The following is a 19,910-nucleotide window of genomic DNA, read 5'->3' as shown; positions in this document are numbered from 1 at the left end:
CACTTGACTCCCCCACCCCAGAGGCGCATCTTATTTGCATGATTAGCTAAATACAAAAATGCAAGATCACCTGACCCAAACATTCGCCGCCCTCGCTGACCCCACCCGCCGCGCCATGCTGGCCCGCCTGGCGGCCGGCCCCGCCACGGTCACCGAACTGGCCGAGCCCTTCGCGCTCGCGCTGCCCACGGTCTCCCGCCATCTGAAAGTGCTCGAGGCTGCCGGCCTCATCACGCGCGAAAAGTCGGCGCAGTTCCGCCCGTGCCGGCTCAATGCAGCCCCGCTCGAACAGGCCGACATCTGGCTCGCCACCTATCGCGAATTTTTCTCCGAGCGCTTCGACGCGCTCGATGCGCAGCTCAAAACCATGATGGCCGCCAAGGCCAAAGAGGAGAACCAGCCATGACCGCCCCCACCTTTTCCCTCGGCCGGGGTTTCACCCTCACACGCACCTTCGAAGCGCCACCGTCCATGGTCTTTTCGGCCTGGACCACGCCTGAAAACCTCGGCTGGTTCATGAATCCGGGCTTTACCAGCGACCTCCCCATCACGGTCGATCTCCGCGTCGGTGGTGCGTGGCGGCTGGAAATGATCGTCAATACCGAAACCCGCTACATGACCGGCGGCATTTTTCGCGAGATCGAGCCGGACAAAAAGCTCGTCTACGCCTGGGGTGCCGTCGATGGCTGGCCCAAGATCGACCCCGACAATCTCGCCCTGGGCCCTCAGGTCAGCATCCTCTTTCACGAGATCGGCGAAGGCACCCAGATGATTTTCCGCGTCGAACTCCCCGACCAACTCACCGAGCCGCAAACCGCCGAATGGATGTCCTCCGGCATGCTCGCCGGCTGGACCATGACCATCGACCGCCTGAAATTCTGATCGCCTCAATCCCGCGTGTCGTAAGCGACCCGCGCGGCATCGATCTTGTCAAAGCTGCGATTGGCCCATTCGATCAACTGCCCAAACGGCACGATCAGCGAATGCCCCAATGGCGTCAGCCGATATTCGACGGACGGCGGCTTGGTGTCGAAAACCTGCCGTCCCACCAGCCCATCGCGCTGCAGATCGCGCAGCGTCTGCGTCAGCATCTTCTGGGAAATATCAGGCACTTCGCGATGCAGTTCGTTGAACCGCCGCGGTCCGCCTGCGAGAGTCATGACCAGCAGCATGCTCCACTTGTCGCCGATCTTGTCGAGTACATTGCGCACCGGGCACGGTTCGTCCGGCCCCGCGCCTGCCGCGGCGTTCCAGCGTTCGACATAAACGGCGGCCATATCCTGTCCGTCCAGCATGCACTTACCTCAAGGTAATCTTCACCCGAAAAAGTGCCTCCTTTTCAACCGCCGCGGGGGCGCCTAGATGGCACTCTCCTTTCGATACTTACTCTCTGCCGATGGGGCGGACAAGTCGGTTCGAACTGCGACGCCATGGAATGGAGAGTACAATGAGCAAATTCATCAATTCGACCCTGCTGGTATCGGGCGCTTCCGGCAATTTTGGCCGCATCGCGGCCGAAGAGCTGCTGGCCCGCGGCGCCACCAAGGTTATCGCTGGCACGCGTGACCCCTCCAAGCTCCAGGATCTGGCCGCCAAGGGCGCCGAAGTCCGCAAGCTCGACTTTGACGATGCCGCGACCCTGCCCGCCGCCCTTGCCGGCGTCGACCGTCTCCTCATCATCAGCACCGATGCCGTCGGCCGTCGCGCCACCCAGCAGCAGGCCATCGTCGATGCCGCCAAGACTGCCGGCGTAAAGCACATCGTCTATACCTCGGCCCCCGCCGCCCGCCCCAATGCCGATGCGGGCCTCGCGCCTGAGCACTTCTGGACCGAAGTCGCCATCGCCGCCAGCGGTCTCGATTTCACCATCCTGCGCAATCATATGTATGCCGAAAACGTCCTGATGGACGGCGCCCACGTCGTCTCCTCGGGCCAGCTCTTCGGCCTGATCGGGGATCGCGGCACCGCCTATGTCACCCGCGCCGACACCGCCCGCACCGCCGCCGGCGCCCTGCTCTCGGCCGAAGGCAAGACCATCGAAGACGTCACCGGCCCGGCTCCCGTAACCAATGTCGAACGCGCCGCACTCTTCAGCCAGCTCAGCGGCAAGAAGATCGACGTCATCTCCCTGACGCCCGCCGACCTCACCAAGGGCATCGCCGCCGCCGGCATTCCCGAAGGCTTCGCCGCCGCCCTCGTCGCCTTTCAGCGCGACGCCGTCACCGGCTTCCACGGCGTCGTCACCGACGTCGTCGAACGCTATTCCGGCCGCAAACCCACCACGTTCGCCGACTTCCTGTCAGCCAACAAGGCAGCGCTTGGCCTCTAACTGTTCGTTTAGTCTCTGAAGTCTCCCCAACCTCGATTGTCACCCCGGCGAAGGCCGGGGCCCATCCTGAGATATCAAGATGGATCCCGGCCTTCGCCGGGATGACAGCCGGAGGGGGATGACGCACTCGGGGCAAGCCACACAAATGGCACCCAACAGCCCCGCGCTCCATACACATCGCCCCCTGCGACCGCTGGACGCACCCGGGCGAAACACATAGAGATTCCACCTGATTGTCGCCTCATTTGCGGAGTCGGGGTTCCCGTGTCTTCTCCTTCCTGGTTCAAGCGTGTCCTCGCCCGCCTCACCTATGATCGCTCCATCGGCTTCGGGCTTGAGCATCTGGGTCTAACCACGGTCCGCTATCCGCGCCTCATGGCGCTCGGCGTCCTGCTCTTTTCGGTCCTCTGCTTCACCCAGATTCCCAAGGCCAATGTCGACGGCGACCTGTTGCGCGTCTACGCCCATTCCGGCCACTACTACGATGCCTACGAGCACCTTTCCGAAACCTTCGGCACCTTCGAAAACGACCTCTACGTCCTCGTAAATTCGGAAAAACTCGCCGAGCCCGAAATCATCGAGCAGGTCCGCAGCCTCGCCTTCGAGCTTGAACTCAACGACTTCGCCGTCGGCACCATGTCGCCGTTCACCCTGAGAAAACCCTCGCTCAATGGCGGCTCCGAGCCCGCCGTGCCCGAGGGCCTCAAAACCGCCGACGAAGTCGCCTTCGCCTTGATGGATCTGCAGCAAAACGATCCCATGATGCGCAATCTGATCACGCCCGATCTCAATGGCGTGGTGCTCATCATGTTCCCCAATCAGGACGTGGTGAAAGAGCGCGGCGCCAAGGCCATGATCGCGAACCTCCGCGAAACCATCGCCCCCTTCCAGTCCGATGATATCTCCATCGAGATCACCGGCCCGCCGGTCTGGACCACAGAAATGCTCAATGCCGCCGTGGACGATCAGGTGAAATTCACCGTCTACGGCTTCGCCCTCGGCTCCCTGATCGCCCTCCTCGCCCTCCGCTCCATCGCCGGCGCGCTGATCGTCGCGGCCACCCCGTTCCTTGCGGTCATGTGGTCCATGGGCATCATCCTCCTATTCTTCGGCTCGTTCTCCTTCCTCACCATCATCGTCACGACGCTGGTGCTGGTGATCTCCTTTGCCGAGTCGATGTTTTTCACCTTCAATTGGCTCGCCTATTGGCGCGACGGCATGGAGCCTAACAAGGCGGTCGATGCGACCATAAAACTCGTCGGCCCGGCGACGGCGCTCACCATGCTCATTTCCATGGTCAGCTTCGCCTCGCTCTCGCTGACCCCCGGCCAGGGCGTGCGCGAATTCTCCATGGCCGGCGCCATGGGCTCGTTCCTGCTCTTTGCCTGCACCATGACCTTCCAGCCGCTGCTGCTGAAACTGGCCGTGCGCCTCGGCTTCAAGGCCCCGCCCAAGTCGAGCATGATCCTTACCGCACCCTTGCCCCTCAGCTGGTTCCTCGCCAGCCGCTTCGGCCGCCCCATCGCCATTGCCGGCATCGTCACCACGCTCCTGCTGCTGATCCCCTATTTCCTCATCCAGCCACGCTTCTCCTTCGAAGATTTCGTCGCCACGGAGTCGACCGCCCTCACCGCCGCCGAAAACATCGATGAAGGCGTCGGCGGCGTCGCCCCGCTCTACATTCGCGTCCCCCTCATCGAGCACAATCCCGATGTCGGCGAGGTCGATTTCCAGCGCATCAAGCTCGTGCACGAACTGCTCGAAAAGGAGCTGGGCGAGAACAAGGTCATCTCCGCCGCGAGCATGACCAATTACACCGATACCGGCTTCACCCGCGGCGAGGTGCTCGACGCTGTCGGTCCCTTCATGCGCCGCCGTTTCGTTACCGATGACGGCTCGCAAGCCCTCGTCACCGGCTTCATGCCCACCATTATCGATAGCGATGTCCTCAAAGACCTCGTCCATCGCGTCGAAAACGAACTGACCGCCGCCGGCATTCCCGATGCCGAAGTCGGCGGTTTCCGCGTCCTGACAACCTTCGCCACCGACGACATCGTGCGCGGCCTGCAACTCGACCTGACCCTCAGTGTCATCGTCAATCTCGGGCTGATCGGCTTTGCCTTCCAGTCCTTCCGCGTCGCTCTCGCCTCAGCCATCCCCAATCTCTTCCCCATCCTCGGCACCGAGGCCTGGCTCTGGTATTCCGGCGCCGGCCTCCAATTGACCACGGTGATCGCGCTCACCATCGCCTTCGGCATCGCCGTCGACGACACCGTGCATTTCCTCTCGCACTACCTACACGGCCGACGCGAGGAAGGCCGAACCCATGAAGACGCGGTAAAACACACGCTCCTCCGCATCGGCGGAGCCATCGTCGCCACCACCATCATTCTGTGCGCCGGCACGGCCATCATCATGTTCTCCGAACTGCCGCAGGTGGCCCTCTTCGGCTCGCTCTTCGTCATCACCCTGGCGCTGGCCATCCTCGGCGATCTCTTCATCCTGCCTGCCCTGCTCATGGCCGGCGGCAAATTCTTCCACAAACTCGGCAATATCCGCGTCCGCACCGCCGACCACGACGCCACCCCCGACGACCCCATGGGCGACACCATCACCCGCGAAGGCGGCACCGAAGGCGAGGCGCCCGACCCCAAAACTGCGTGAGACTTCTTCCCTTCGTCTCCCCAAGCTCGATTGTCACCCCGGCGAAGGCCGGGGCCCATCTTGAGATATCAAGGCAGAGTTGGGGACGACAAGCAGCAGGTAGTTGGTGTAATGCGAAACTTCAGATGGCAACGCGCGCAACTTCAGATGGCAGCAGAAATAGCATTGCAATTGGAAGAAAGCGGCAGCTCGCTAGCGACAAAAAGAGGCTGGCGACCCCGGTTTTCGGCCTAAGCCGGCCAGCTGAGACCCCGCCGGGCATATTTCCCGGTCAGTGAGCCCAACTCGGCTGGCTGGCTCATGATTACGCAAGAAAAATCAATGCGTTGGATGATATTCTACACCTCTGGCGCCTAGTTTTGGTTCTGGGAAGACAATTCCCAGAACAAGGGCCGAAGTCACAACGCTTGACCAGCTAGATGAGCTTTATCCCTTTGATTTTATGCGCATTTAGAAGATGGTGCAAGGTGAGCCTTCGACAGCCGCCAACCACTCCGGGAGGGCGTGGTATGGCACACGATGCCATTTGAAGTTGCGCGCTGCTTATTCCCGATGTCGCTGCCAAAACTAACAAAAACTTTAAACATCAAACACTTATGCGAACAGGCCCGGGCCAGTTCCGCAAGGTTCCGATTGCCATCTGAACCTGCGCACTACAGTTGGGCCGTCCAGTCGGAGGACATCACAACTCCGCGCCGAAAAACTACACCTCACTGCCTGAGCCCAGGTTTCCGGACCAAGCGTGGATGGCATAACGAAAACACGACGCCGAATCTGGCGAGATTTGATATTCAACGTCGATAACCAGCCGGGGGCTTGGTGTGACATTCGGAGGCTTTGCACTATGACCTTTCTCGGACCCCTGACCCGTGCCGCAGCACTGGCAGGTCTCCTTCTCTCGGCCGGCTTCACCGCGGCGCCTGCTTTCGCCGGCCCCGCCGAGGTTACCCTTCTCAAATCCTATATCGGTGAATGGCGGGGCCGCGGCACGCTGGTCGGCGCCTCGACCGAATCCGTCGTCTGCCGCCTGTCGCTGACCCAGGGCAATTCCGACAAGGTCAATTACTCCGGCCGCTGCACCCTCGCGGGCACCAATCTGTCCGTCGCCGGCACCATCGCCTATGTCGACGCCGCCAGGCGCTACGAAGCGGCCATGACCTCCAACGCCACTTTTAGCGGCATCGCCGTCGGCCAGAAGCGCGGTGGCGGCCTTGTCTTCAATCTCAAGGACCGCACCCCCGACGAAGAGGGCAAGGAGATGAACATCTCCGCCCAGATCGCCCTCAACGGCGACGCCATCAGCGTGGCCTTCGAAGTCGTCTACGTCGAATCCGGCGACAGCCTCCGCGCCGACGTCCCGTTCGCACGCTAAGTCGCGCAGACTACCTCTCAAAAGGCGGCCCCTGGCCGCCTTTTTCGCTTCGGCAGACCCTTGTCGCTCAAACCTCCGCGCGCCCAGCACCCCGGCTCACCCCAAGAGCCCTGCCATCATTTTATGACTACAAAACTCAATGATTGACCGCTAAAGGAGAGCCATGCGAGCCCTCGTCCAGCGCGTTCAATCCGCCTCCGTCACCGTCGATAGCGCGATCACCGGCCAGATCGGCTCCGGTCTTCTCGTGCTCGTCTGCGCCATGGAGGGCGACACCGACGACCTCGCCCCGTGGCTGGCCCAGAAAATCGCAAAACTGCGCATTTTCAACGACGCAGACGGCAGGATGAACCGTTCCGTCCTCGACATCGGCGGCTCGGCCCTCGTCGTCAGCCAGTTCACTCTCGCCGCCGATACCAAGGGCAATCGCCCCGGCTTTTCCCGCGCGGCGCCGCCCGAACGTGGCCGCGATCTCTACGAAAAATTCTCCGCCGCCCTCGCCGCCACTGGCCTGCCCGTCGCCAATGGCATCTTCGGCGCCGACATGAAGGTTGCGCTCGTCAATGACGGGCCGGTCACCATCTGGCTGGATACCGACCAATGAGCGAGCCGCAATCGCCCCTCGCCCGCAACCGGCTGGTTCGCTTTCTCTATCTTGTCCTCGGCCTCCTCCTGCTGATCACCGGCATTATCGGCATCTTCGTGCCGCTGATGCCGACGACGATCTTCCTCATTCTCGCCGCCTGGTGCTTTTCGAAATCCTCACGGCGCCTCGAAAGCTGGCTGCTCGGCCATGCCACGCTCGGCCCGACCATCGTCAATTGGCGCCGGCACGGCGTCATTTCCCCGCGCGCCAAACTCATGGCCTGCACCGGCATGGCCGCCGGTTTTCTTATTTTCCTGTTCGCCGTCCACCCCGCCTGGTGGCTCTTCCTCCTCGTCGCCGCCATCATGGGCGGCTGCGCCTGGTATGTCCTCTCCCGCCCCTCGGCCCCCCGCAGCCAAGAGACCGCCTGAAAAAGAAAAGGGCCGCAGCAGCGGCCCTCGGTAACTCAAAAAACTCAGAACGGAATGTCGTCGTCGAGCCCGCCGGATTCGAACGCCGGCGCATTGGATGAAGGACGGCGCGCCCCGCCACCCCCGCCTGCATTATTGCTGACGCCGCGGAAACCGCCCTCGTCATTGCCCCGGAAGCCGCCGCCCGCGCTGTCGCCGCCGCCTTCGCCGCGGCCATCGAGCAGCACCATCGAGGCATTAAAACCCTGCAGCACGATTTCGGTCGAATATTTGTCCGCGCCGGACTGGTCCTGCCATTTGCGGGTCTGCAACTGGCCTTCGATATAGACCTTGCTGCCCTTGCGCAGATATTGCTCGGCAACCTTGGCGAGACCTTCCGAGAAGATCACCACGCGGTGCCATTCGGTCTTTTCGCGCTGTTCACCGGTATTGCGATCGCGCCAGCGTTCCGATGTCGCCACCGAAAGGTTCACCACCTTGCCGCCGCTGGGGAGGTTGCGCACCTCGGGCTCATTGCCCAGATTGCCAACCAGAATGACCTTGTTCACGCTGCCTGCCATGGCGCCTGTCCTTTAAAAAAATTCAGTCCCGGTCTGTTGCGGTCGCGGGACGCTCTCGTGTGTGGCTCAGGCTTTGCCGCCCGAAACGCGGCGCCCCTCCACAGTGACGCGCAGCATAAAGCGAGCCTGTTCCGAATTGTAAACACTTCCTTACATGTTCTCTTTATGTTCTTGTGAGCCCAGTGTCAAGAACCCATCCGAGAGGTGAACCCGCTCCCTGCCCGCCCCGATCACAAATAGCCAAGCCGGCCTCGCTTCCGGCGCTCCCCAGGCGTAAGCTCCGCCCATAAATCAAGGAGGTGCCGCTATGCCCGCCAATGTCAAAGACATGCTCGCCGCAGCCAATGGTGAAGTGCCCAGGATTTCCGCCGACGAAGCCAAGCGCATGGTCCGCGAACAAAACGCCGTCATCGTCGATGTGCGCGATTCCGCCGAATTGGCCGCCCAGGGCAAGATCCCCGGCTCGGTCAACATCCCCCGCGGCATGCTCGAATTCCGCGCCGATCCCACTTCGCAATATCACGACGCCAATCTCAGCGCCGATCGCCCGGTGATCCTCCACTGCGCCTCCGGCGGCCGCTCCGCCCTCAGCGGCGTAACCCTGCATCAGATGGGCTATAAAAACGTCTACAATCTCGGCGGCTTCAAAGATTGGGTCGACGCCGGCGGCGACGTCGAAAAAGTCTAGGGCCCCTCTACGCCCACCCCAGCGCAACTTACCCCCTCTGCCGCCACCCTCGATTGTCACCCCGGCGAAGGCCGGGGCCCATCCTGAGATCCCAAGATGGCCCCCGGGTCAGGCCCGGGGTGACAGCCGGTGGAAGGGCGAACACCCCACGTCCGCCGTTCTAATTTCCCGGCTCCCCGGCCGCCCCCACCATCACTCCTGACTCCCCCTGTCAGCAGCCCTCGTCCATTGCCATTCCCACACTCGGGAACCACCATGGATTACGCACAGGCGCTCTGGCTCTATACGCTCCTCGTCTTCGGCATCATCGTCGTGCCGGGCATGGACATGTTTTATATCCTCGCCAATGCCCTGACCGGCGGCCGGCGCCTGGGCTTTGCCGCCTTGGGCGGCGTCATGCTCGGCGGCGCCGTCCACACCCTCTTCGGCACAGTGGCCGTCGGCGTCCTCTCCCAGCTGCCGACCATGCTGTTTCAGGCCATGGTGCTGGCCGGCGCGGCCTATATGGCCTGGATCGGCTACACGCTTCTGCGCAGTTCGATCACCGTCTCCGGCATCGGCCGCGCCACCACGCGCACCGAATGGGCCGCCTTCCGCCAGGGCACCATCACGTGCCTCCTCAATCCAAAAGCCTATCTTTTCGTCCTCGCCGTCTTCCCCCAGTTCGTGCGCCCCGAATTCGGCCCGGCCTGGAGCCAGGCCCTGGCCCTCGGCGTCATCACCGTACTCATGCAAGGCGTCGTCTATGGCGCGCTCGCCCTCGCCGCGGGCCGTGGCCGCGATGCGCTTGTCGGCAACCCGTCCGCCACCATCTGGATCGGCCGCAGCGCCGGCGCGCTCTTCGTCATCGTCGCCCTTTTCACCGCCTGGCATGGTCTGACCATGTCATCAGCCACTTGACTGAATTTAAAATGTTCTGCAAATGTTCATGAGCAACAAAGGTGTTTTTGAAAGCCCTTCCGGACACGCTAAGGTTACAATGACGCTGGTGAGCCATGCATGGCCGGCGCTTGCGGTTGGGCCGAGCAACGCCTATCTCATGGGCTCTTCAGCCCCCCTTGACCCCATTGCTGCTGTGCCTTTCATCGGCGCGACAAGCCACGGACGTGAACAATGAAGCCTACGCCCAGCCAAAACCGCGAAATCATCGTCCGCGGTGCCCGCGAGCACAATTTGAAGGGCATCGACGTCAAGCTGCCGCGCGACAGCCTCATCGTCATGACCGGGCTCTCGGGTTCGGGCAAATCGTCCCTGGCGTTCGACACCATCTATGCCGAAGGTCAGCGCCGCTATGTGGAGTCGCTCTCGGCTTACGCGCGCCAGTTCCTCGAAATGATGCAGAAGCCCGATGTCGAACACATCGAAGGCCTCTCGCCCGCCATTTCCATTGAGCAGAAAACCACCTCGCGTAACCCGCGCTCTACGGTTGGCACGGTCACCGAGATTTACGATTACCTGCGCCTACTGTTCGCGCGCGTCGGCATTCCCTATTCCCCGGCCACGGGTCTGCCCATCGAGAGCCAGACCGTCAGCCAGATGGTCGATCGCACTCTGGAACTGCCCGAAGGCACCCGCCTCTATCTGCTGGCCCCCATCGCGCGCGGCCGCAAGGGCGAGTACAAGAAGGAACTCGGCGATCTGATGCGCAAAGGCTTTCAGCGCGTGAAGATCGACGGCGAATATCACGAAATCGAAGACGCTCCGGCGCTCGACAAAAAGTTCAAGCACGACATCGAAGTCGTGGTCGATCGCGTCGTCGTGTCGAAGGATATTGCCGGCCGCCTCGCCGAAAGTTTTGAAACAGCGCTAAAGCTGGCCGAAGGTATCGCCCTCGTCGAATTTGCCGACGAAAAGAACGAAGACGGCACCGCCCGCCAGATCACCTTCTCGGAAAAATTCGCCTGCCCGGTTTCCGGCTTCACCATTGCCGAAATCGAGCCGCGCCTTTTCTCGTTCAACAATCCCTTCGGCGCCTGTCCGGTCTGCGATGGCCTCGGCACCGAACAGAAGATCGATCCCGATCAGATCGTCCCCGACGCGAGCCTGTCGCTGCGCGACGGCGCCATCTTGCCCTGGTCGAAAACGTCAGCGCCTTATTACCAGCAGACCCTGCAAGCCGTCGTAAAACATTACGGCGCCTCTACCGGCACCGCCTGGAACGAGCTGCCTTTCGACGTGCAGCACGCCGTTCTCTATGGCACCGACAAGACCAAGATCGATTTCGTCTATGACGATGGCCTGCGCCAGTACAAGACCTCAAAGGTTTTCGAAGGCGTCATCGGCAACCTTGAGCGCCGCTACAAGGAAACCGAAAGCGCCGGCATGCGCGAAGAGATCGAAAAGTACATGTCGGCCAAGCCGTGCGTGGCCTGCGGCGGTTATCGCTTGAAGCCCGAAACGCTGGCGGTGAAGATCGATGGCCTCCACATCGGCAAGGTCAGCGAAATGTCGATCAAGGTCGCCTCGCAGTGGTTTGTCGATCTGTCCGACAAGCTCTCGCCGACCCAGAGCCAGATCGGCGAGCGCATCCTCAAGGAAATCCGCGAGCGCCTGAACTTCCTCAACGATGTGGGCCTTGAATATCTCTCCATGTCGCGCAATTCCGGCACCCTGTCGGGCGGTGAAAGCCAGCGCATTCGCCTCGCCAGCCAGATCGGCTCGGGCCTCACCGGCGTGCTCTATGTGCTCGACGAGCCCTCCATCGGCCTTCACCAGCGCGATAATGCGCGCCTCCTCGATACCCTGCGTCGCCTCCGCGACCTCGGCAATACCGTCATCGTCGTTGAACACGACGAAGACGCGATCCTGACCGCCGACTATGTCCTCGACATCGGCCCCGGTGCCGGCATCCACGGCGGCAATATCGTCGCCGAAGGCTCACCCGAGGACATTCTCAATCACCCCGATTCCCTCACCGGCAAATATCTCTCGGGCCGCATGGGCATTCCCATTCCGGCCGAGCGCCGCCAGGGCAAGAAGGGCAAGGCTCTCTCGATCAAAGGCGCGACCGGCAACAATCTCAAGAACGTTTCGGTCGATGTGCCGCTCGGTCTCTTCGTCGCCATCACCGGCGTTTCCGGCGGCGGCAAGTCGACCCTGATGATCGACACCATGTACCAGGCCATCGCCCGCCGCCTGAACGGCGCCCGCGTGGTCCCTGCCCCGCATGAATCGCTCACCGGCCTCGAATTCCTCGACAAGGTCATCGACATCGACCAGTCGCCCATTGGCCGTACCCCGCGATCCAATCCGGCCACCTATACCGGCGCCTTCACGCCCCTGCGCGAATGGTTCTCGGGCCTCCCCGAAGCGAAAGCGCGCGGTTATGGGCCGGGCCGTTTCTCCTTCAACGTCAAGGGTGGTCGCTGCGAGAAGTGCGAGGGCGATGGCGTCCTCAAGATCGAAATGCACTTCCTGCCCGATGTCTACGTCACCTGCGACGTCTGCAAGGGCAAGCGCTACAATCGCGAAACGCTGGAAGTCCAGTTCAAGGGCAAGTCGATCTCGGACGTCCTCGACATGACCATCGATGAAGGCGTCGAGTTCTTCTCGGCCGTTCCGGTCATCCGCGACAAGTTCGCCACCCTCCAGCGCGTCGGCCTCGGATATGTCAAAGTCGGCCAGCCGGCGACCACGTTGTCAGGCGGCGAGGCCCAGCGCGTAAAACTCTCCAAGGAGCTTTCCAAGCGCGCCACCGGCCGCACGCTCTACATGCTCGACGAGCCAACCACCGGTCTTCACTTCCACGATGTGGCGAAACTTCTCGAAGTGCTCCACGAACTCGTCGAAGGCGGCAACTCCGTCATCGTCATCGAGCACAATCTCGAAGTCATCAAGACCGCCGACTGGATCATCGACATGGGCCCCGAAGGCGGCGACGGCGGCGGCGAAGTGGTCGCCATTGGCACCCCCGAAGAAGTCGCCTCCAACACCCGCTCCCACACCGGCCACTTCCTCAAGGAAGTCATGGACCGCAGACCGCACTACACGACGAGAGCGGCGGAGTAGGCCACCCGCTCTCGGTTGGCCCCAAAGCCTCTCACAAACCCGGTGCAACACCTCCCCCTTGATGGGGGAGGATGGGTGGGGGTGTTCCCACGCCCCCGGATAACGCATTCCCCTAAGCGGGACACTCAACGGTAACAGTCTGCTACCCGACCCACACCCTATTCCCCCACGCCACAGATCCCGCCGATTTGTCCGGAACGTCCAACCAATTCGCCTCAACGCGACACTCGATGCTAACAGTCTGCTAACCCGAAAATGCCCGTTCGGCGCAGACTGTTACCCCGTCACATCACTGTCACGCGTCAGATCGATGAAATTACCATGCGCCGCACGCATGCCGCGCCTGCTATTTGCCCCATGGCGCGCGCCCGCAAATCAGCCGATCTTCAATGTGCAGCCACCAGACATACTGGAATAGACCCATGTTTGTACGTGCCGTCTGGCGCATCAAGCGCCTGGTCGACATCAAGCAGACGTTGCGGGAGATGGACGTTCCCTCGACGCGAGATGCCGACTTACTGGGCATTTCCGGCCCAGACTTTTCCAAGATGACGCGATCGCTCTTCGATCGCTGATCTCTTTCCAGCCTCAATAGTACAAGTGGCCGCCGGATTGCCGTCCGGCGGCCATGCTTTTGGCACTCACCTTAACCGAGCCTTAACGACACCCCGCCGCGCCCTGCGCAAATTGCATGGCTTCTTTGACTAATCTCTATCTGCTCGCTGGGGTTGGTCTCGACTATATCTCTCCTTGCAAACGACAGGAGAACTCAAATGGACATTCGTAAAACCTTCAAGAAGTGGGCCGCTTACCAGCAGACGGTTCGTGAACTTGCTGCTCTCGACAATCGCCAGCTGAACGATCTCGGCATCAACCGTACCGAAATCAATCGCATTGCTCGCGATCATGCCAATTCGCTCTAAGTCTTACAGCGCGAATACTTCCGAAGTAAAAGACCGAACGCCCGCATCTCTCTGAGACGCGGGTGTTTTCGTTTCCGGGCGCCTCGCATTGGCAAACTTATCCCCGCCCGCCCAATCTAAGCTATTCTTTGTCCCGTGATGGGCTTCCAGTTGCGTGGCCGCATGGCGCTTGGTATTTGCCAGCCATGTCAAACGAACCCATTCATATCATCGGCGGGGGCCTCGCAGGCTCCGAAGCCGCCTGGCAGGCCGCCGAAGCAGGCGCAACCGTCATCGTGCACGAAATGCGCGGCGTCAGAGGCACAGACGCGCACTCGACCGAGGACTTCGCCGAGCTCGTCTGTTCCAACAGTTTCCGCTCCGACGATCACGAGCAGAACGCCGTTGGCCTTCTTCACGAAGAGATGCGCCGCTGCGGCTCGATCATCATGCGCATGGCCGACGAGCACAAGCTGCCGGCAGGTGGCGCGCTCGCCGTCGATCGCCACGGATTCTCTGCCGGTGTCACGCAAGCCATTGAAAATCATCCACGAATCACGATCGTGCGCGAAGAGCTGAATGGCTGGCCGCCGGAAGATTGGCGCCATGTCATCATCGCCACCGGCCCTCTCACCTCGCCCGCGCTGACCGAGGCGATCCTCGCCAAGACCGGCGAAGACTCCCTCGCCTTCTTCGACGCCATCGCGCCGATCGTGCATTACGACAGCGTCGACCACGACATCGCCTGGAAGCAGTCGCGCTACGACAAGGTCGGCCCCGGTGGCACCGGCGCGGACTATCTCAACCTGCCGATGGACCGCGATCAGTACTATGCCTTTGTAGAAGCACTCAAAACCGCGCCGCTGCACGAGTTCAAGGACTGGGAAAAGGTCCCCTATTTCGACGGTTGCCTGCCCATCGAAGTCATGGCCGAGCGCGGCCCGGAAACCCTGCGCCACGGCCCGATGAAACCGGTCGGCCTCACCAATCCGCGCAATCCGACCGTGAAACCCTATGCCATCGTCCAGCTCCGCCAGGACAATGCCCTGGGTTCGCTCTGGAACATGGTCGGCTTCCAGACCAAGATGCGCTACGGCATCCAGGCCGAAATCTTCCGCATGATCCCCGGCTTGGCCAACGCCCAGTTCGCGCGCCTCGGCGGGTTGCACCGCAACACTTTCATCAATTCCCCCAAGGTCTTGGGCCCCGACATGCGCCTCAAGGCCGACCCGCGCATCCGCTTCGCCGGCCAGGTTACGGGCGTTGAAGGCTATGTCGAAAGTGCCGCTGTCGGCCTCATCACTGGTCGCCTGACCGCCGCCGAAGCCCGCGGTGAAACCATGCCCCTGCCGCCAATCACCACGGCGCTCGGTGCCCTGATCGGCCACGTCACCGGCGGTCACATCGAAGCCGAAAGCTATAGCGGCGCCCGCAGCTTCCAGCCGATGAACGTCAATTTCGGCCTCTTCCCGGAAGTGACCATCACCAAGCCCGACGATGTAAAGCGCTGGCGCGGCCCAGAAAAGACCATGGCCAAGCGTCGGGCCATCACCAGCCGCGCGCTGGAAGACCTGAAAGTCTGGCAGTGACTCCCGAGGCACTGCGCTCCTATCTCCACGACCATATCCCGCTTTCCCGGGCCATGGCCGTGGAGGTCCTGGAAGCCAGCGCCGAACACGTTCTCCTCCAAGCGCCCCTCGCGCCAAACATCAACATGCACGGCACCATGTTCGGCGGCAGCGCGGCCACGCTCGCTCTCCTCGCCGCCTGGTCGGTCATGCATCTCAAACTTGAAGCGGAAGGCATCGCCAGCCAATTGGTGATCCATCGAACCGCGACCGAATATCTCCTGCCGATATCTGGCCTTGCTCAAGCCTCGGCCAGCCTTGATGATTCTGGTTGGCCGACCTTCCTCCAGACCTACCAAAGGCGCGGCCGGGCGCGGCTCACGGTCACCGCAGAGCTCCTGTACGAAGGCAAGCTCGCGGGCCGCCTTACCGGCGAATTCGTCGCGATTTCCGAAGCTTAGCGGTTCCCAAGCGCCCACCAGCCGATCCGGCCGATCTTGCGCCAATCAGCCTCATCCGCCGGTGCCGCAAAGGGCGAACCGCGATGCCGGTTCCAAAGGCGCAACTGCGCTTCGACCACCGGGAGAATGGCAAAGGCCGGCCGCAATCCGCTCGGCAGCGCTGCAATGGCTTCACGAGCCTTCCTGAGGTGCCCCTCGGCCAGCTCGGCAATCTGTCCAAGCGCCTCGTGCAATCCCTCGCTGTCGGTACCTGCGAAGATTTCTCCTTCGCGGACGCCATTCGCCTGAAAAATCGACCATGGCAACACGATGCGCCCTTGCGACGCGACATGGCCGAACGCCCGCAAATGCCCCACCATCGCCTGGGCAACGCCAAGATGGCCCGCGGCATCGCCCGGCTCCACCGGCAGTCCCTCGTTGAGAATCATAGCCGAAAGCTGCAGCAGCGTAGACGCCGTCTCGCCGGCATAGCCTTCGAACGTCTCGAGATCAGGCATGGGATCGTCATAAAGATCAAAGCGCCGCGCCCCGATGAGCCGCTGCAAAGTGCCCGACGGCAAGGCATAGCGATCGAGCGTCGTCAGCAATGCGTCAGCCAGCGGGTTTTGCCGAACCGCACCATGGCCATCGCCCGTCAACGCATCGTTCCACCATTGCAGGCGAATTTCGCCCGGAGCCGGTCCAGAAACGCGCTCGCGAATGCCGGCGACATCGGCATTGAAGGCCAGAATCGCCGTGACGCCATCCCGCGCCGTCGCTGGCAAAGCAAGCGTCGACAGGTAGCGATCCCTATCGCTCTCGCGCAGTGTCTGAGCGGCGTGAGCAAAACTATCGGCAGACATCAGCGGGCATTCTCGACAGCGATGAAAGCGCCCGCGATGGCCCTTTCTTCGGCAAGCAACACATTATAGGTGCGCACCGCTCCGCCTGTGCCTACGGCCTCGATGATCACCTTGTGGTCACGAAAGGCCTGCCGAATGGCAGGATCGATCAACGCGATGTCCATGCCAAGACCGATCAACAGCACATCGAGCTGATCGGCCAGCTCCAGCACCGGCTGCAGGCTCTTAAGCGTCAGCTCTGCAGGCGAAGCAACATCCCAGCCCAGCATGCCCGATGGCAGGCACAGCAGCGAGCCGCGATGGGACATATCTGCAAAGCGAAAGCCGCCATTGCCATAGGCATCGATGCCGACCTGGCGCGGGAAACGGCCCGCGCCAGTCGAAATGGGGTCAGACGGAAGCGCCATCCGACGATTTTTCCTTTTTGGCCGCGAGCTCTTCGTCGGTCTTCTGCTTGAGGCCGAAATTGATCAGGATCGGGCCGTTGACGATCACCGACGAATACATGCCGACGAGCGAGCCGAAGGTCATGGCGATGGTGAAGCTGCGCAGGGCTTCGCCGCCGAACAGCACCAGCGGCACGAGGGCCAGAAGCACGGTGAACTGGGTGAGCGAGGTACGCACGATGGTCTGGTTGATCGATAGATCGATCAGCTCAGGCAGTGGCATCTTCCTGTATTTCAACAAGTTTTCGCGGATACGGTCGGAAACGACCACGGTTTCGTTGAGCGATAGACCGACAAGCGTCAGCACCGCCGCAATGGAACTGAGATTGAACTCCAGCCCGGTGATCGAGAACAGACCAATGGTCATGATGATATCGTGCGACGTCGTCGTCACGGCCGCGAGAGCGAACTGCCACTCGAAACGGAACCAGATATAGATCAGGATACAGATGAGGGCGATGATGACGGCCATGGTGCCGGTCCAGGCCAGTTCGCCCGACACCGTACCACTAACGGCCTCAGTGCGCCTGACCGAGTAATTGTCCCCGGCAAGAGCGTCCTGAACCTTCTGCACCGCAACCTGGTCGGCCGCCTGTCCACCTTCCTGTGCCTGCACGCGAACCAGCAGATCCTCGGGCGTACCGAAGCCCTGAACCTGAATTTCGCCGAGGTTGAGACCATCCAGCAATTCGCGAACCTGGCCAGCGTCGGCAGGGCCGCCCGTATGCTGCACTTCGATCGCGGTGCCGCCGACAAAGTCGATGCCGAGGTTGAAGCCCTTGAAATAGGCTGCGCCGATCGAGATGACGGACATGACGATCGAAAGCGCAATCACATAGCGCGAGATCTTCATGAACGGGATCTTGGTGCCGTCCGGAATGAAGCGGAAATGCTGGATTTTCAGCTCTTTGGGACGAACGCGCTTGTACCACAGGTTCACTTGATAGGAGGTGACCGTGTAGGACGTGAAGAGCGAAGTCAGGATGCCGAGGCCAAGAGTAACGGCAAAGCCCTGCACCGGGCCCGAGCCCATGAAGTAGAGCACCACGGCAGCCACGAGCTGGGTCAGATGCGAGTCGACGATCGTGCCCCAGGCGCGCTCGAAGCCGGCATTGATGGCCTGTAAGGGCGTACGCCCTGCTCGCTGCTCTTCTCGCATTCGCTCGTAGATCAGCACGTTGGCGTCCACGGCCATACCGATGGTCAGGACGATACCGGCAATACCGGGCAGTGTCAGTGTCGATCCCAGCGTCGAGAGCGCGGCAAAGATCAGGACAACGTTAAGCACCAGCGAGACGTTGGCGAAGATGCCCCAAACGCCATAGGCGATAACCATGAAGGTCACGACCAGAACCGACGCCACGATACCAGCGGTGAGGCCGGCCTGAATGGAGTCGGCACCAAGGCTGGCGTCGACCGTACGCTCTTCGATGACGTTGAGGCTCGCCGGTAGCGCGCCGGCACGCAGCAGCACCGCAAGGTCATTGGCCGAAGCGGTCGTAAAGCTGCCACTGATCTGACCCGAGCCGCCGGTGATTGGCTGCTGGATGACCGGAGCGGTGATGACGGTATTGTCGAGTACGATCGCAAAGCGCTGACCGACATTGGCCGAGGTCAGTTCGCTGAAAGTGACGGCGCCGCGTGTGTCGAACTTGAAGCTGACGACCGGAATGCCGCGCTGGGAATCGTAAGACGGCTGCGCATCAACGAGAGATTCGCCGCCCAGGGCGACATCTTCATAGAGCAGCTCGCGTCCGCCGTCCTGGCTCGGCAGAATCATTGTGCCGGCCGGCAGGCCCTGCGCCTCGGCCTGGTTCGCGGTCAGGCCGGGATAGACCAAGTGGAACGTCAGGCGAGCGGTCTGCGAGATGATGTTCTTGAGACGGGTAGAATCGCCAAAGCCCGGCACCTGCACCATGACGCGGGTATCACCCTGGCGTTGGATGGTCGGTTCGGTCGTACCGAGTTCGTCGATACGGCTACGAATGACTTCGATGGACTGCGCGACGAGCGAGCTCATGCGCTGCGTAATGCCCTCGGGCGTCAAAGAAATAGAAATCCGGCCGTCCGGCCGCTCGCCGAATGCCAGTTCCTGAATACCGGTGCCGCCGGAGAACAGCGAATTATTGACGGTGTTCTGAATCCCCTGAAGGGCAGTCAGTGCCTGCTCTTTCTGGGTCGGATCGGTCAGCTCGATATAGATTGCGTTATTGGCTTCATCCGTCGTGATGATGTTGCCGATGCCGTTCTGATTGGCCAGCACGTTGCGTGCGTCGCGGCGCACATCGCTGAGGCGCTGCGCGACAATGCCCGCCCGATCGACTTCGAGCAGCAGGTGCGAACCGCCCTGCAAGTCGAGACCAAGAACCAGGCCCGGCTGGGGCAGCCATCCAGGGAGCGCATCCCGCACTTGCTGAGGCAAGAAATTGGGGGCTGCAAACAGAATACCCGCGATCGCGACGAACAGAATGATTGCTACGCGGAACGGCGACTGGTTCATGAAACGGCGTCCTAGAGCATGTCTGGCGAAGGTAGGTACCGGTTTCGGGACCAAGACATGCGGCTTCAAAGAGTCAGAAAGCCGGAGCCTTTCGGGCTCCGGCTGAAATGGTCCGGCTTAGGCCGGCTTGTTGTCGTTGACCGGCTCGGCCTTGGAGCGCACATCGGCAATCATGCCGCGCACGAGCTTGACCTTAACGCCCTGGGAGATTTCCACTTCCAGATCTTCGCCATCAACGGCCTTGGTCACCTTGCCGACGATGCCGCCGGTGGTCACCACAGTATCGCCACGGCGAATAGCCGAGAGCATAGCCTGTTGTGCTTTGAGGCGCTTCTGCTGCGGACGGAAGATCAGGAGCCAGAAAATCAGAACCAGCAGAACGATCGGCATCAACTGGATCAGAATATCGGAAAAACCTCCTCCCGTGGCGGGTGCGGCTGCATCCTGCGCAAAAGCGGGCGTTACAAACATCAGGCGAACTCCTATGATTCTTCTTGTTTGGGGGAGAAGAGCGCCACACAGCCAAGGCTGCAGACTGGACGCGAATGGGGTC

The 19,910-nt window shown here is 61.6% G+C and carries 20 protein-coding genes; 14 read left to right on the top strand and 6 right to left on the bottom strand.

Annotated features, from left to right (window positions below; genetic code table 11):
• Positions 1-58 precede the first annotated feature (58 nt).
• Positions 59-406, top strand: coding sequence for an ArsR/SmtB family transcription factor (locus tag ASD83_RS02435; RefSeq protein ID WP_056307608.1), 348 nt, complete (start codon positions 59-61; stop codon positions 404-406).
• Positions 403-882, top strand: coding sequence for an SRPBCC family protein (locus ASD83_RS02430; protein WP_056307606.1), 480 nt, complete (start codon positions 403-405; stop codon positions 880-882). The genes ASD83_RS02435 and ASD83_RS02430 overlap by 4 nt, the downstream gene beginning before the upstream one ends.
• 5 nt (positions 883-887) lie before the next feature.
• On the opposite strand, the gene ASD83_RS02425 is transcribed toward ASD83_RS02430, so the two are convergent.
• The gene (locus tag ASD83_RS02425) at positions 888-1,295 is read right to left on the bottom strand and encodes a winged helix-turn-helix transcriptional regulator (protein WP_413813477.1); all 408 of its coding nucleotides are present in this window, start codon (positions 1,293-1,295) and stop codon (positions 888-890) included.
• Between the two features lie 152 nt (positions 1,296-1,447).
• On the opposite strand from ASD83_RS02425, the gene ASD83_RS02420 reads away from it, so the two are divergent.
• From ASD83_RS02420 to ASD83_RS02400, 5 genes are all read left to right on the top strand, one after another.
• Positions 1,448-2,329: an SDR family oxidoreductase gene (locus ASD83_RS02420; RefSeq protein WP_056307604.1), complete on the top strand. Its 882-nt coding sequence runs from the start codon at positions 1,448-1,450 to the stop codon at positions 2,327-2,329.
• Positions 2,330-2,593: 264 nt separating this feature from the next.
• On the top strand, positions 2,594-4,993 hold the full coding sequence (locus ASD83_RS02415; RefSeq protein WP_056307602.1) for an efflux RND transporter permease subunit: 2,400 nt from the start codon (positions 2,594-2,596) through the stop codon (positions 4,991-4,993).
• Positions 4,994-5,837: 844 nt separating this feature from the next.
• Positions 5,838-6,365 carry a hypothetical protein gene (locus ASD83_RS02410; protein WP_056307600.1) on the top strand — a complete coding sequence of 176 codons (528 nt, stop codon included), beginning with the start codon at positions 5,838-5,840 and terminating at the stop codon, positions 6,363-6,365.
• Positions 6,366-6,528: 163 nt separating this feature from the next.
• Positions 6,529-6,969: a D-aminoacyl-tRNA deacylase gene (gene dtd / locus ASD83_RS02405; RefSeq protein ID WP_056307598.1), complete on the top strand. Its 441-nt coding sequence runs from the start codon at positions 6,529-6,531 to the stop codon at positions 6,967-6,969.
• Entirely contained in the window at positions 6,966-7,382 is a 417-nt protein-coding gene (locus ASD83_RS02400) for a YbaN family protein (protein ID WP_056307596.1), read from the top strand. The genes dtd and ASD83_RS02400 overlap by 4 nt, the downstream gene beginning before the upstream one ends.
• Before the next feature lie 44 nt (positions 7,383-7,426).
• Here the strand turns inward: ASD83_RS02400 and ssb are convergent, their stop codons facing one another.
• Positions 7,427-7,942, bottom strand: a complete 516-nt coding sequence (gene ssb, locus ASD83_RS02395; protein ID WP_056307594.1) for a single-stranded DNA-binding protein — start codon at positions 7,940-7,942, stop codon at positions 7,427-7,429.
• Positions 7,943-8,249: 307 nt separating this feature from the next.
• Here ssb and ASD83_RS02390 point away from each other — a divergent pair, with 307 nt between their 5' ends.
• The 7 genes from ASD83_RS02390 to ASD83_RS02370 all read left to right on the top strand — a co-directional run bounded on the left by ASD83_RS02390 (position 8,250) and on the right by ASD83_RS02370 (position 15,569).
• Positions 8,250-8,630, top strand: coding sequence for a rhodanese-like domain-containing protein (locus tag ASD83_RS02390; RefSeq protein ID WP_056307592.1), 381 nt, complete (start codon positions 8,250-8,252; stop codon positions 8,628-8,630).
• Between the two features lie 255 nt (positions 8,631-8,885).
• A complete protein-coding gene (locus tag ASD83_RS02385) occupies positions 8,886-9,530 on the top strand; it encodes a LysE family translocator (protein ID WP_056307590.1) in 645 nt (214 codons plus the stop codon).
• Between the two features lie 213 nt (positions 9,531-9,743).
• The gene (gene uvrA, locus ASD83_RS02380; protein WP_056307589.1) at positions 9,744-12,638 is read left to right on the top strand and encodes an excinuclease ABC subunit UvrA; all 2,895 of its coding nucleotides are present in this window, start codon (positions 9,744-9,746) and stop codon (positions 12,636-12,638) included.
• Positions 12,639-13,060: 422 nt separating this feature from the next.
• A complete protein-coding gene (locus tag ASD83_RS20860) occupies positions 13,061-13,213 on the top strand; it encodes a hypothetical protein (RefSeq protein ID WP_156385701.1) in 153 nt (50 codons plus the stop codon).
• A 198-nt stretch (positions 13,214-13,411) separates the two neighbouring features.
• Positions 13,412-13,561, top strand: a complete 150-nt coding sequence (locus ASD83_RS20570; protein WP_082560911.1) for a DUF1127 domain-containing protein — start codon at positions 13,412-13,414, stop codon at positions 13,559-13,561.
• A 185-nt stretch (positions 13,562-13,746) separates the two neighbouring features.
• Positions 13,747-15,129, top strand: a complete 1,383-nt coding sequence (gene trmFO, locus ASD83_RS02375) for a methylenetetrahydrofolate--tRNA-(uracil(54)-C(5))-methyltransferase (FADH(2)-oxidizing) TrmFO (protein WP_056307587.1) — start codon at positions 13,747-13,749, stop codon at positions 15,127-15,129.
• A complete protein-coding gene (locus ASD83_RS02370; RefSeq protein WP_056307585.1) occupies positions 15,126-15,569 on the top strand; it encodes a YiiD C-terminal domain-containing protein in 444 nt (147 codons plus the stop codon). Before trmFO ends, ASD83_RS02370 begins: the two co-directional genes overlap by 4 nt.
• On the opposite strand, the gene ASD83_RS02365 is transcribed toward ASD83_RS02370, so the two are convergent.
• From ASD83_RS02365 to yajC, 4 genes are all read right to left on the bottom strand, one after another.
• On the bottom strand, positions 15,566-16,411 hold the full coding sequence (locus tag ASD83_RS02365; protein ID WP_056307583.1) for a phytoene/squalene synthase family protein: 846 nt from the start codon (positions 16,409-16,411) through the stop codon (positions 15,566-15,568). The genes ASD83_RS02370 and ASD83_RS02365 overlap by 4 nt on opposite strands.
• Positions 16,411-16,818: an Mth938-like domain-containing protein gene (locus ASD83_RS02360; RefSeq protein ID WP_056307581.1), complete on the bottom strand. Its 408-nt coding sequence runs from the start codon at positions 16,816-16,818 to the stop codon at positions 16,411-16,413. Before ASD83_RS02360 ends, ASD83_RS02365 begins: the two co-directional genes overlap by 1 nt.
• A complete protein-coding gene (gene secD, locus ASD83_RS02355; RefSeq protein WP_056307579.1) occupies positions 16,802-19,357 on the bottom strand; it encodes a protein translocase subunit SecD in 2,556 nt (851 codons plus the stop codon). Before secD ends, ASD83_RS02360 begins: the two co-directional genes overlap by 17 nt.
• Positions 19,358-19,474: 117 nt before the next feature.
• Complete coding sequence (gene yajC / locus ASD83_RS02350; RefSeq protein ID WP_056307577.1) at positions 19,475-19,828, bottom strand: preprotein translocase subunit YajC; 354 nt, start codon at positions 19,826-19,828, stop codon at positions 19,475-19,477.
• Positions 19,829-19,910 lie beyond the last annotated feature (82 nt).

This window comes from Devosia sp. Root685, assembly GCF_001427875.1.
GTDB lineage: Bacteria > Pseudomonadota > Alphaproteobacteria > Rhizobiales > Devosiaceae > Devosia.
This window is presented reverse-complemented; position numbering and strand designations above follow the sequence as displayed.